Source organism: Kitasatospora sp. NPDC085464 (assembly GCF_044541955.1).
Lineage (GTDB): Bacteria > Actinomycetota > Actinomycetes > Streptomycetales > Streptomycetaceae > Kitasatospora.
In genome coordinates this window covers 1-10,729 of record NZ_JBITTM010000099.1, presented here as the reverse complement: position 1 = coordinate 10,729, position 10,729 = coordinate 1, and the positions used below count along the sequence as shown (strand labels likewise).

The 10,729-nt window shown below is 72.2% G+C and carries 18 protein-coding genes; all 18 read right to left on the bottom strand.

The annotated features are described in order from the left end of the window. Window positions 1-77: 77 nt before the first annotated feature. On the bottom strand, window positions 78-269 hold the full coding sequence (locus ACIGG8_RS42400; protein ID WP_396553926.1) for a DUF4314 domain-containing protein: 192 nt from the start codon (window positions 267-269) through the stop codon (window positions 78-80). A gap of 624 nt (window positions 270-893) precedes the next feature. Then, the gene (locus tag ACIGG8_RS42395; RefSeq protein ID WP_396553925.1) at window positions 894-1,271 is read right to left on the bottom strand and encodes a hypothetical protein; all 378 of its coding nucleotides are present in this window, start codon (window positions 1,269-1,271) and stop codon (window positions 894-896) included. 179 nt (window positions 1,272-1,450) lie between these two features. Next, on the bottom strand, window positions 1,451-2,086 hold the full coding sequence (locus ACIGG8_RS42390; protein WP_396553924.1) for a hypothetical protein: 636 nt from the start codon (window positions 2,084-2,086) through the stop codon (window positions 1,451-1,453). A gap of 77 nt (window positions 2,087-2,163) precedes the next feature. Then, window positions 2,164-3,195 (bottom strand): DUF3560 domain-containing protein, encoded by a 1,032-nt coding sequence (locus ACIGG8_RS42385; RefSeq protein ID WP_396553923.1) that lies wholly within the window; start codon window positions 3,193-3,195, stop codon window positions 2,164-2,166. Window positions 3,196-3,331: 136 nt separating this feature from the next. Continuing rightward, entirely contained in the window at window positions 3,332-3,619 is a 288-nt protein-coding gene (locus tag ACIGG8_RS42380) for a hypothetical protein (RefSeq protein ID WP_396553922.1), read from the bottom strand. 120 nt (window positions 3,620-3,739) lie between these two features. Beyond that, entirely contained in the window at window positions 3,740-3,991 is a 252-nt protein-coding gene (locus ACIGG8_RS42375) for a hypothetical protein (protein ID WP_396553921.1), read from the bottom strand. A 173-nt stretch (window positions 3,992-4,164) separates the two neighbouring features. Next, window positions 4,165-4,506: a hypothetical protein gene (locus tag ACIGG8_RS42370; RefSeq protein WP_396553920.1), complete on the bottom strand. Its 342-nt coding sequence runs from the start codon at window positions 4,504-4,506 to the stop codon at window positions 4,165-4,167. Window positions 4,507-4,581: 75 nt separating this feature from the next. Next, window positions 4,582-4,965 carry a hypothetical protein gene (locus ACIGG8_RS42365; protein ID WP_396553919.1) on the bottom strand — a complete coding sequence of 128 codons (384 nt, stop codon included), beginning with the start codon at window positions 4,963-4,965 and terminating at the stop codon, window positions 4,582-4,584. Window positions 4,966-5,071: 106 nt separating this feature from the next. Then, a complete protein-coding gene (locus ACIGG8_RS42360) occupies window positions 5,072-6,106 on the bottom strand; it encodes a DUF932 domain-containing protein (protein WP_396553918.1) in 1,035 nt (344 codons plus the stop codon). 229 nt (window positions 6,107-6,335) lie between these two features. Then, window positions 6,336-6,596 (bottom strand): hypothetical protein, encoded by a 261-nt coding sequence (locus ACIGG8_RS42355; protein WP_396553917.1) that lies wholly within the window; start codon window positions 6,594-6,596, stop codon window positions 6,336-6,338. 31 nt (window positions 6,597-6,627) lie between these two features. Then, entirely contained in the window at window positions 6,628-7,242 is a 615-nt protein-coding gene (locus ACIGG8_RS42350; RefSeq protein WP_396553916.1) for a hypothetical protein, read from the bottom strand. Between the two features lie 100 nt (window positions 7,243-7,342). Next, the gene (locus ACIGG8_RS42345) at window positions 7,343-7,729 is read right to left on the bottom strand and encodes a hypothetical protein (protein ID WP_396553915.1); all 387 of its coding nucleotides are present in this window, start codon (window positions 7,727-7,729) and stop codon (window positions 7,343-7,345) included. A 71-nt stretch (window positions 7,730-7,800) separates the two neighbouring features. Beyond that, window positions 7,801-8,190 (bottom strand): hypothetical protein, encoded by a 390-nt coding sequence (locus ACIGG8_RS42340; protein WP_396553914.1) that lies wholly within the window; start codon window positions 8,188-8,190, stop codon window positions 7,801-7,803. A gap of 75 nt (window positions 8,191-8,265) precedes the next feature. Then, window positions 8,266-8,613 (bottom strand): HU family DNA-binding protein, encoded by a 348-nt coding sequence (locus ACIGG8_RS42335; protein ID WP_396553913.1) that lies wholly within the window; start codon window positions 8,611-8,613, stop codon window positions 8,266-8,268. Window positions 8,614-8,701: 88 nt separating this feature from the next. After that, window positions 8,702-9,010 (bottom strand): hypothetical protein, encoded by a 309-nt coding sequence (locus ACIGG8_RS42330; protein WP_396553912.1) that lies wholly within the window; start codon window positions 9,008-9,010, stop codon window positions 8,702-8,704. A 95-nt stretch (window positions 9,011-9,105) separates the two neighbouring features. Further along, complete coding sequence (locus ACIGG8_RS42325) at window positions 9,106-9,387, bottom strand: hypothetical protein (RefSeq protein ID WP_396553911.1); 282 nt, start codon at window positions 9,385-9,387, stop codon at window positions 9,106-9,108. A 57-nt stretch (window positions 9,388-9,444) separates the two neighbouring features. Then, window positions 9,445-9,741: a hypothetical protein gene (locus tag ACIGG8_RS42320; protein ID WP_396553910.1), complete on the bottom strand. Its 297-nt coding sequence runs from the start codon at window positions 9,739-9,741 to the stop codon at window positions 9,445-9,447. A gap of 162 nt (window positions 9,742-9,903) precedes the next feature. Beyond that, window positions 9,904-10,605: a hypothetical protein gene (locus ACIGG8_RS42315; protein WP_396553909.1), complete on the bottom strand. Its 702-nt coding sequence runs from the start codon at window positions 10,603-10,605 to the stop codon at window positions 9,904-9,906. Window positions 10,606-10,729 lie beyond the last annotated feature (124 nt).

The window sequence follows — 10,729 nt, the reverse complement described above, 5'->3', positions numbered from 1 at the left end:
GAAGAAACTTGCCGCAGTTTGGGGCGCAGCAAGGGGGGCCCGGCCCGCGCCGCCGATCCGGGCCCCACGGAAGGCTGCTAGATGGCCTCGATTCGGTCGCCAGCGTCCGGCAGGATGGACAGCTTCGATCCGCCGTCCCAGTCGATGGCGCAGCCGCTGATGTCGTGCCAGCCGGTCACACTGCCCTCGGCGCCCGGCTGGAGGTCGGTGTAGGGGTCGGTCGTGCGGACAAGTCGAACGCGGGTGCCCGGCTGAAGGTGGGCATACATCGCGCCTCCTGGATGGGTGCGCCGCTCTTGTGCGGCCCGATGGGTGCCCCCGGCCGGCGGCCGGGGGCGGTTGGGGTCAGCGCCCGCCGCATCCGGCGTGGCCGCAGCCTCCGCAGAAGCCGCCCCGGTTGCACGCACACGGGCACGGGCCGGTCGGGCGGTGGGCGGTGCTGGTGTTGACGTTCGTCATCATGTCTCGGCTCCTTCGGGGCCTTCGGTGGGCTGCTCTTGCGCGGCCCGACATGGACAAAGTTAGCGTCTAGGCACTAGAACGTCAAGTCAGATTCTGGCCGAAAGTGGCGACGGGCGGCGTCCGTTAGCGGTCCGCCGATCGCTCAGCTTCCGTGCGGGCGTCCTGAGCCGTGCAAGGACTACGGCGCACCTGTTGGGCGTCTTTCGGGAGGCCGGTTCAACCGGGCGGGCGGGATGCCGGGTGTGGCCGGCTTCTCGCTGCTGGGTGTTTCCCAGGGAAACGGCGGGGATGCCGCCGCCCCCGGAAGGGGGCCCCGGGGGCGGCGGCTTGTGCGCCGTTCCCCTGTCGGGGGCCAGGGGAACGGGGGTCGTGAGGGTTGCGCTGCTCCGTGTCTGCCCGGCCCGACGGTTCGGGCAGACACGGAGCGGCCGTCAGTTCCAGTCGGCGCAGCGCCGGACTTCCTCGGCTACGCCGTGCATCCAGCCGGTGATCTGGGAGACGGTGTGGGCGTTGACCGGCTGCCCGGCGGTGAGCGACGACCGGTAGACCTTGTACAGGAACCGCTCCGCGTGGCCCAGGTAGATCATGGCCGGGTTGACGAAGAGTTCCCGGTTGCGCCCCCAGTCGGGCAGGGTCGCGCTGACCTCGACGGCGCGGTCCCAGGCGATGAGGGCGGTGACCCGCAGGGAGCCGTCGGTGTCCAGCGGGCGGCCGGGGCGGCCGAGGTAGTACGCGATGCGGTCGAGCAGTTCGAGGAGTTCGGTGCAGACCTTGAGGGCCTGGTCGTCGCTGGCGGAGGTGATCGTCACGTGTGCTTCCTTGCGGGTTCGGGGGCTGCTCTGGTGCGGCCCGACACCATGGAAGCTAGCCCCTAGGCGCTAAAGCGTCAAGGAAGAACCTTGCCGATAGTGGCCGTCCGTCTGCGCCCGTCCAGGGCCGTGGCGGGCCCGGAGCCCGAAAGCGACTGCCGGGCCCGCCAGGGGGCTGCCTAAGCCGATTCCGGGCCGTCCCCGTCGAACAGCGCGAACACTGTCTTCAGCAATGCCGCCGCCTCGACAAACGCGGTCGAGTGCCGGACCAGACGGACCCTCAGCGGCTTGATGCCGCCCAGCTTCACGCCCTGCAGCTCGCCGTCCTCGCTCACGGCCGGCCGGAGCTGGCCGGTCTCGACCAGCCACGATGAGTACTCCTCGACCGGCGCTCCCTGCCGGGCGGACTCGTCGTGCGCTGGGGCCCACTCGTCCTCCAGGCGGTCGACCGGCGCGGTGTGGGCCCGGTAGTGCGACTTCTCGCCCGACAGGACCGGGCAGGCGCGGACCGCGTAGGCCGCGCACTCCGGGTGGAGCGCGGGTTCGGCGGTGTAGCCGTGCTGTACGTCGGCCGGTCGGACGATGAGGACCGCCCGGCCGCCGAGCCTCTGCCCGCACACCTGGCACAGGAGTTCGCGGATCGCGCGGTCGCGGCGCCCCCGGTCGACGTTGCCGAACAGGACGCGGCCCTGGGCCGGGACCGGGCAGCCAGCGAAGGTGGCTTCCCGCTGTGGCTGGAGGGCGATCCACAGGACGACGCGGTCACCGACGCGCGGCTGGTTGATGCAGCGGAGGGGAATCGGGATGCGGTTCATGACGAGGCTCCAGGTCGTGGGTTCGTGGGTTGGGGGCGGCGGTCCGGCGGGTTCGGGTCGCCGGGCCGCCGCGGGGATCACTGGGCGCTGGTCGCGCCGGGCCGGTCGGCGGCGAGCTTGGCGGCCATCTCGGTGGCGCTCATCCGCCCGGACAGGTCGTCGTACGGCAGCGTTCCCGTACGGCTGGTCCCGGTCGGGTCGACCACCTCGTCCTCGGGGCGCAGGTCGTAGCGCCGGGGCACGGTGATGGTCTTGGGGTTGGCGCGCAGCACCTTGAACCAGCGATTGCCGTGGAGGGCGTAGTCGCCGGGGGTGAAGTCGGCGGCGGACCAGACCTTGGCGCCGGCGGCTGCGGCTTGGGTGATGACGTCGCGCCAGAACGCGAGCTCTTCCCGGGTGTCTGCGATGAGGCGGGCGGTCTTCTCGCGGCCCGCGGCGGCCTGCGCCGCCAGCTTGGCGTCGTCCGGCACGGGCTGCCGCTCCTGCAGGGCCTGGCGGCGTTCGTACAGGCGCAGCAGGGCCTCCAGGCGCGCGATACGGCGCAGCGTCCGCCCGGGGTTGCGGCGGTGCTGCTCATAGTGCGCGGCGGCCTCGGCCCGCCGGTCCCAGTGCGCCTCCTTGGCGTCCTCCTCGATGGACTTGCCGTGCAGCTTGTGGGCGCGGTCAATGTCCTTGAGGTGCTTGGGCGCGCTCCGGTGCCAGAGCTTGACCGGCTCGTCCCCCAGGGACCGGCGCAGCGCGATGGACCGCTGCCAGGCGTCCTGGGAGCGGACGGCGGCGTTGGCGGCGTAGCGGGTGAACCGTTCGGCGCGGCCTTGCGCCGCCTCGACCCGGGCGGCCTCGGCCTCGGCGAACGTGGGCCGCTCGTTGCTCACCTCGACGGTGACCTCGTGGCCGGCTGCGATGAGGGCGGCGGCGACCTGGTCGATGAGTTCCTGGTTCGCCGGGCCGCCGCGGGACCTGGGCAGGTACCAGAACGTCTGGTCGCGGGTGAGGCGGAACCTCGGCCTGCTGGTGCCGCTCCTGGTGATCAGGTCGGCGGTGCCGTCGTCTCTCGTGGTGCCCTTGATGGTCGTTCCCCCGGCGGGGGTGTGGCGGATGGTGATCACGGGTCTCCTTGAACGGATCGGCGGGAGGGCTGGGTGTTTCCCGGGGAAACACCCAGCGGGTCGGCCGGGCTGACCGGGGGCGGGCAGGCCTGCGCCCCGCCGCGGGTTGCGGCGGGGCGCAGGTGCTCAGGAGGGGTCAGCGCAGGTGCGCGGTCTGGGCGAGGGCGTCCTGGCGGTACCGGGAGTTGGCCGGGTTGGCGGCGTAGTTGCCGAGCACGGTGGCGGCCCGGCGTCCCTTCACTGCCTGGCGCCGTGCGTCCTCCAGCCACCAGGTGTGGCGCGAGATGACCTCCTGGTCGGTCTCGTCCTCGAGGAGCCCGGCCAGCTTGGCGGCGTGTGCCTCGTACTTGGCGGCGTCCTCGGCGCACTCGGCGGCCAGCTGCGCGGCCAGCTTCGGAGTGAGGCGGAACCTGGGCTTGGACATCGGTGGGGCTCCTTCGGGTTGGTGGGCTGCTCTTGTGCGGCCCGACATGGACAAAGTTAGCGTCTAGGCACTAACGTGTCAAGAAAAAAAATGGCTGCCGTGTGGGCTGTTCGGCAGCCGCTACGCGTCCTCCTTGTTGGGGAACAGGTGCGCGTGGATGCCTGGGTCGGCGGCCGCGCAGCCCAGCAGCGGGCTCCTGACAGCGGCGAGCGCCAGGTCCAGCTCCTTGGCCGCGGCCGGCCGGTTCGCCGTCGGCGCGGTGTGCAGGGCGGCGACGGCGCGGGCCAGGCGCAGCGCCGCGCCCGGCTCCATCAGGCCGTCCATGTTGTCGCTCACCCGGACGGCCAGCACGGCCCGGCCTGACAGCCGCACGACGACCAGGCCCCAGCGGACCGCAAGTCGACCGGGCAGCCGTCGGCGGCCTTCCCGTGAACCTCGGTCGGGCACATGGTGTGGGTGATCTTGAAGTCGTCGGACATGACGGGGTGTCTCCTTGGTTGGGTGGTGGGTCGGATGGCCCCGCCCGGTGCGGGGCGGGGGAAGGGTCAGGACGTGCCGCCGCGCAGCCAGGCGGCCATGTCCCGGGTCATGGGCTGGTCGGTCTCCGCGTCGCGTTCCAGCGGGCGGCGGGCGGCGGCCAGCGCGCTCGCCAGTTCCGCCTGCGCGGCCTGGAAGCCGGCGGCGGCGCGAGCCAGGCGCAGGGCGGCCTGCGCCGTCATCACGCCGTCCAGGTCGTCGCTGATCTGTTCACTCACGACGCGCACGCCGTCCACGTCGACAGTGACGTGGCCCCAGCGGAAGCGGAGGTAGACGGCCTGGCCGTCCGCGGTCGTGCCCTCGACCTGGGTCGGGGCGGCATACGTCGTGACGTTGAGACTGTCGGGCATGGCGGGCTCTCCTTCGAAGGTGCGGGGACATGGGCGGGGTGGGCTGCCCGGCTGCGGCCGGCCAGCGGCCTCGGGTCAGCAGGGCGCGCGGTCGGGGCGCAGCCAGGCGGGGGTCCAGGTGTCGCCCTCCCAGCGGTCGCGGAGGTTCGCGTCGTGGTCGGCCACGTCGTGGGCGAGGGCGACGCACACGGCAAGGGCCTCGGCGGCCTGGGCTGGGGAGTGCTGGCCGCAGTCGGTCAGGATGCGGCTGTTGGTGGCCGGGAGCCACCACAGCCGCCACGCGACCCGGCGGCAGCCGGAGATGGTGCAGTACAGATGGCCGGTGCCGTTGGTCACCGCGACCTCCGGGTCCCAGCGGCTGGGGCTCACGGCCAGGCGGTCGGTGTCGGGGAGCAGCGCGGCCATCTCGCGGACGGCCTCTTGCTGCTCCCAGTCGAGGGTGTCTGTGCCGGTGATCACGGGCGGGTCCTCGTCTGGGATGGGCACTGCCCCGGCCCGTTCGGGCCGGGGCAGTGCGGTGGGAGGGGGTGGCCCCCGGCGGGTTCGGGTCGCCGGGGGCCGGTTCTCACTTGGCGGTGGTCAGCAGCTCCCACGCCTTGTTCTTGCGGCGGATCGTCCCGGCGTTGGTCAGGGTCCGCTTGGCGCGGGCGATCGCGGCGTCCTCGTCGGCCGCGTTCACCGTCCGGATGTGGTCGAAGAACTCCGTGAACGCGTTGTACGCGCCCCACCGGGTGCCGTGGATGCCCTCGTTGGTCTCGGCCTCCAGGAACAGGTGGCGCAGGGTGTCGACGGTCGCGGCCCGGTGCTCAGCGGCCTTCGGGCCGTCGCTCTTCTGCTCCCGCAGGACCTTCTCGGCCATGTTCTCGAACCGCTTGACCGTCAGCTCCATGTTGATCAGCCGCTGGGCCTCCTGCTCGAAGGCCTCGCAGTACTCGAAGGCCAGGTCCAGCTTCTGGCGGGCGTCCGCCATCGCGTCCTTCATGTTCGTGGTGTGGCGGATGGTCAGCTTGCTCTCAAACTCGCCCATCGCCGCGTTCAGCGTGTTCTGGCACACGACGCGGACCGGGGTGGTGAGCAGGTGCAGGCCGCCCGTCCCGGCGTGGTTGTTCACGCCGACCAGGTAGAGGTCGACCTGGTCCTTGCCGCCGATCTGCATGGTGTTGGGGAGCTTCACCGAGATGAACACGTCGCGGCCGTCGTTGATGGACCCGGCGGTCTCCACGATGCCCTTCGTCTGGTCCACGATGTAGCCGAGCAGCGAGGCGACCTCCTCGTTCTGGGCGGGGGTCCAGGTGTTACCGACGATGCCGAGGTGTTCGGTCTCGCCGGTCTTGGGGTGGGTCCGGACGGCGGAGAACTTGCCGGGCACCACGATGTCCTCGTGGTCGGTGGTCACGCCGTCCGGGGTGATGCGCTGGACGGGGACCCGGGCGAACAGCGGCGCCTTGCGGACGTCCCACTGGTCGAGGGAGGCGAGCTCCAGCGCGGCGGTGAGGTCCATCGCCTCGGGGACGACGGTCCCGAGCTTGTGCCAGGCGTGCTCGCGGGCGGAGACGAAGGCGGCGGTACCGTCGGCGAACTGCTCGATGTTGTGCGACATGATGTCTTGCCTTTCGTTAACGTTGTCTCGCTGACATGGACAACGTTAGTGGATGTGACTCTCTGTGGTCAACCCCGGACCGACCGACTTTTCCGGGCCACGAAGCCACAGGGCCGGGCTGCGCCTGCCAGCCCGCCCAGGGGCGCCGGGGCCGCGCTGGCACGACAGCGCCCCGCCGCCGGCCGGTTGGTACCGGCCGACAACGGGGCGCAGCGGGCAGGGGGAAGGGTCAGCCAGCGGCCGACCCGCTGGCGACCGCCTGGAGGCGTGCCGTGCCGTCCTGGGTGTTGGCGGCCAGCCACATCGCGGCGGCCTGCTCCGGGCAGCCGAGCGCCAGCCGGGCGTAGTGGCCGGGGTAGCACGTCGCCAGCGCCATCAGCAGGTGGCGGGTGTGCGTGCTCGGCCTGGCTCCGCCGGGCTGGTCGTAGTGCCAGAGCACGTGGCGGGCCGTCTCCGGCGAGATGGTGATGGCAGGGTCCGGTTCGTACATAGGTGCCTCTTCCTCGGGTGGTGACGGGGCCTCAGCCCGTGGCGACGGGTTCCACAGCGGCCAGGTGGGTGCGGCCGCGGACGGTGGGTGCGACGCTGCCGTTCACCGCCTTCGCGAGCTGCTCCCAGCGGCGCGGCACGCCCGGCGCGGCGGGCCGGACGACCCACAGCTCCCAGATGCCTGCGGGCTCCCGCGCCGCGAGCACCGTGATCGCCAGCACTGCGGCCGCGATGGAGCCGGGGGTCTCGCGCGGCGCGGGGTTGTCGTGTGCGGTGATCCAGTACGGCCGCCCGTAGGCCGGCCGCGTCTCGGCCGTGGCCGGGGTGTCGCAGGCCTCGCACAGCACGCCCAGGGGCGCAGGCTGCGCGGTGTCCCACTCGATCCGCTGGCCGACCTGGCACTCCAGGCATGGCACGGTCAGCAGCCGCCTGCGGCGTGCCGCAAGGACGTGGGTGGCGGCCGGAAGGAACAGCTGCCGCTGGATGGAGTCTTCGGTGCCGTCCGGGTAGAGGACGGCGGCGCGCAGGTTCACCATGCCGCCCTCGTCGGGCAGGCTCTTGATGGTCTCGTAGGTGATCGCGGGCGCGCCGACCAGGTGGAAGCGGTCGCCCTCCACGGTCATGTCGGACAGGAGACGCGGGTACATGGTCCCTCTCGGTGGTTGGGCCGCGCGGTGTCGCGAGGCAGGGTGTTTCCCGGGGAAACAGGGGGCCGGGCGGGTTCGGGTCGCCCGGCCCCCTGGCCGGTCAGCTGTAGTGGGACAGGTAGGAGTCGGCGGCCTCCAGGTGCCAGCGGGCCCACTCGGCGTACACGGCGGCCTGGTGCGGCGCGTGGTCGGTGCGGCTGGCCAGCTGGGCGAGTTGGTCCACGGCCAGCTCCAGCGGGCCGTCGGCGAACAGGAGCGCGGCGCAGTCCGTGATGGCACCGCCGGAGCGGTAGTCCAGCGCGGCCTTGGCCGCCCGCGCCGCCTCCCACAGGGCCGTGGCGTAGGCGTGGGTGTCGCGGTAGGTCACGCGGGCCCGGATGTGGCGCTCCGCTTCGATGTTGAAGCGGCGCAGCACGCGTTCCAGCGGGAGCGCCGCGTTGACCAGCAGGGTGCCGAGGTCGGGGCGGTCGGGTGTGTCGTCGGTCATCAGGGGACCTTCCGTCAGGTGGGAGCTGGGCCCCCGGCGGGTTCGGGTCGCCGGGGGCCCAGCCCAGGGGGTCAGCTCATGTACAGGTGGCCGATCACGTCGGCCAGGAGGTCCAGCACCCCCTGGACGACGGTCAGCGCCCCGGGACGGACGCCGCCCTCGATCGCGTAGTGGTGGACGAGGGCCAGCCGGGAGGCCGCGGCCTGGAGCGGCTCGTGGGCCCTGGCGATCCGGACGTAGTCCTCGCCGTCCAGCTGACGCTCCAGCGCCATGAGGGCGTGCTGGGTCGTGTTCCACAGGTCGAGGCTGATGGCCTCCATCGGGTAGTCGGGCGACGCGGCGTAGGCGACCCCGACCCACATGTTCACGCCGAGGCCGGCGAGGATCTTGTTGGTGAGGTACTGCCCGGTGCCGAGGGCCTGGGCGAAAGCGGCGGCGGTATCGGTCGCGGTCTGGGACATGGGATCCTCCGTGGCTCGGTGGGCTGCTCTTGTGCGGCCCGACATGGACAAAGTTAGCGCCTAGGCACTACAGAGTCAAGAAGATTTCTTGCCGCTGGATGGACGGGCGGGGCGCCGGATCGTGACCGCGTCGGCCGGTACCCGCTGGCCGTCGCTCACCAGCCGACGGAACGTCAGCCCGGGCGTGAAGTGCACGCGGTGGCGGGCAGGGACGGCCACGCGGCCCCCGGTCTGCGGGTTGCGGGCCATCCGGGCCGCCTGCGCGCGCCGCGTGAAGGTGCCCAGCCCGTACAGGGTCACGGCCTCGCCCGCGACGACCGCGCGGACGATCGCGTCCAGTACCGCCGTGACTGCCTCGTTCCCGACGGCCAGGGGTACTCCCATCCGCCTGGCGACCTCTTCACTCAGCTGCCGCTTGTTCACGGGTGTTCCTCTCTCGTGTCTGGTGTTTCCCGGGGAAACAGCCGTGGCTGCGCCCCCTGCCGTGCGGGGGCGCAGCCACGGCTGGTGACTACGGCTGGGCTCCGTCATCCATGAGCTTCTGGACGATCTCCGCCGACTCCTCGGCGGTCAGCAGGCGCAGACCGTGGAGGGTGAGCATCACGACCACGCCGGCCATCAGTTCGGAGACTGTGGCCACCGTTTCGTTGAAGCCGATGGAATCGATCACGCCGCACGCCCCGCAGTGCGGGGAGTTGTCGTGGTCGTGCTGGCCCTCCGGGGTGTCCTTCACGAGGTGGGCGAACACCGAACGCAACGGCCGGTCATACCCCATGACGAGGGTGTAACCGTCGTCCAGGGGGCGGGTGTAGCGGGACATGGGGGCCCTTTCGGGTTCGGCGCCGCGCGGGGCGCAGCGCGGGATGGGTGCTGTCCGGGCCGGTTCGGGTGGCCCGGGCAGCAACGGCGGAGGGCTTACGTGAACAGGCCCTCAGCCCGGAGGTGGGCACGGTGGCGTTCGGCGATGGTGTCGGGGGCGCCCCACGCGGTCGCGCAGCCGTCACAGATCGCCTTCCTGACGGCCCGGGCGTCTTCCTCGGCGGTGGGGGTCACCGGCGTGCACCGGCCGTCCTCGTGCACGTGGCCGACCAGTCGGTTGGTCTGCGGGTCGATCCGCACGGCCAGGACGCAGTCCGCGCACGGCGTGATGATCTTGGCCCCGCAGTGCCAGCAGCGGGTGTGGAGCTGGATCTCCATCGGTCCTCTCCTGTCGGTTGGGGTGCCCCCGCCCGGTTGGGCGGGGGCACGGGTGCACTACAGAAGGGCGAGGCCGATGCTCACGATCCACTCCTTGGGGAACGCGGCCTTCCCGGCCGCCTGGCCGGTGAGCGCGCGGTCGGCGGCCTCCAGGGCGTCGAAGGCCTCCGGGTGGACCAGCTTGATCGGGCCGAGCTCGATGGTCTTCACGATGGTCTGGGCGAAGTGCCGCAGGAAGCTCGCGCCGTTGTTCAGCGACAGGAACTCAGTGGGAGTCCCCGTGTGCACGGCGGCACGGGCGTCAGCGCACTCGGCGTAGAACAGCGCGAGGTCGGCGGCGGACTGGGTGTTCATCAGGGTCCTCCCTGTTCGGTGGGCTGCTCTTGCGCGGCCCGACATGGACAAAGTTAGCGCCTAGGCACTAACGCGTCAAGGAAGAAACTTGCCGAACGAGGCAGGCCACAACGCACAGAGGCCGCCGACCCGCTGGGGTCGGCGGCCTCTACGGCGCGGGAATCAGGCGGCTGACAGCCCGAGGGCGGCGAGCAGCACTGACGGCTCCACCGGGCGGCCCTCGCGTGCGGCCTCGCGCGCGACCCGCTCGACGGCGGCCAGCGGGCCGCCGTCGTCGGCCAGTGCGAGGAGCACCCGCTGCGCCTGGGTGCCCGTCAGACGGTGCGCGGCGACGTCGACCAGCTCACTGCCGCGCGAGGCCGTCACGCCCACCTGAACGTCGGCGGCGTTGCCCCCGCCGCCCCGCGCGGCGGTCATGCGCAGCCGCGCGCTGCCCCGGACGGCGGGGTTGCCCATGCGTACCGCGCCGGGCACCGACGCGAGCGCGGCCGCGGTGCGGTCGACGGCAGCCAGGCCAGAGCGCCACTCGCGCACCGCGCGGTCCAGCGTGTTGAGCGTGGTCCGGTACACGGGCAGCAGCCGCGCTTCCACGTCGGCGGCGATGCTCTGCGGCCGGTCCCCCAGGCTCGCGCGTACCTCCCCCCAGCTGCGCCCGGCCAGCGCTTCGGCCACGGGGAAGCCCTCCGGCACAGAGGCCGGCGGCACTCCCGTGATCTCGACGTGGTCGGCGACGGGGTTGGCCAGGCGCAGCACGCGCCCGTCCGCGTTCGTGAGGAGGACCGTGCTGCGGTCCGGGGATGCGGCCCAGTCCCCGGTCAGGTGGGTCGCGAGGGCGGCGGCAAGGTCGGGCAGGGTGCGGGGCATGGCGGGGGTCTCTCCTTCGGGTCCGGGCGGGTGCGGGGTGCGCCCGTCGGGGGTCTGTCGCTGAGCGTCAGGGTAGCGCCGAGCGCAGTGTGTGCCCACCCCCGCCCGAATGTCTAACTTTTTT

Bases quoted from the DNA above. Each gene is read 5' to 3' on its own strand.
- ACIGG8_RS42400 (WP_396553926.1), bottom strand. From the start codon at position 269: ATGTATGCCCACCTTCAGCCGGGCACCCGCGTTCGACTTGTCCGCACG.
- ACIGG8_RS42390 (WP_396553924.1), bottom strand. From the start codon at position 2,086: ATGAACCGCATCCCGATTCCCCTCCGCTGCATCAACCAGCCGCGCGTC.
- ACIGG8_RS42340 (WP_396553914.1), bottom strand. From the start codon at position 8,190: ATGTCCCAGACCGCGACCGATACCGCCGCCGCTTTCGCCCAGGCCCTC.
- ACIGG8_RS42345 (WP_396553915.1), bottom strand. From the start codon at position 7,729: ATGACCGACGACACACCCGACCGCCCCGACCTCGGCACCCTGCTGGTC.
- ACIGG8_RS42370 (WP_396553920.1), bottom strand. From the start codon at position 4,506: ATGCCCGACAGTCTCAACGTCACGACGTATGCCGCCCCGACCCAGGTC.
- ACIGG8_RS42315 (WP_396553909.1), bottom strand. From the start codon at position 10,605: ATGCCCCGCACCCTGCCCGACCTTGCCGCCGCCCTCGCGACCCACCTG.
- ACIGG8_RS42355 (WP_396553917.1), bottom strand. From the start codon at position 6,596: ATGTACGAACCGGACCCTGCCATCACCATCTCGCCGGAGACGGCCCGC.
- ACIGG8_RS42380 (WP_396553922.1), bottom strand. From the start codon at position 3,619: ATGTCCAAGCCCAGGTTCCGCCTCACTCCGAAGCTGGCCGCGCAGCTG.
- ACIGG8_RS42350 (WP_396553916.1), bottom strand. From the start codon at position 7,242: ATGTACCCGCGTCTCCTGTCCGACATGACCGTGGAGGGCGACCGCTTC.
- ACIGG8_RS42360 (WP_396553918.1), bottom strand. From the start codon at position 6,106: ATGTCGCACAACATCGAGCAGTTCGCCGACGGTACCGCCGCCTTCGTC.
- ACIGG8_RS42325 (WP_396553911.1), bottom strand. From the start codon at position 9,387: ATGGAGATCCAGCTCCACACCCGCTGCTGGCACTGCGGGGCCAAGATC.
- ACIGG8_RS42330 (WP_396553912.1), bottom strand. From the start codon at position 9,010: ATGTCCCGCTACACCCGCCCCCTGGACGACGGTTACACCCTCGTCATG.
- ACIGG8_RS42320 (WP_396553910.1), bottom strand. From the start codon at position 9,741: ATGAACACCCAGTCCGCCGCCGACCTCGCGCTGTTCTACGCCGAGTGC.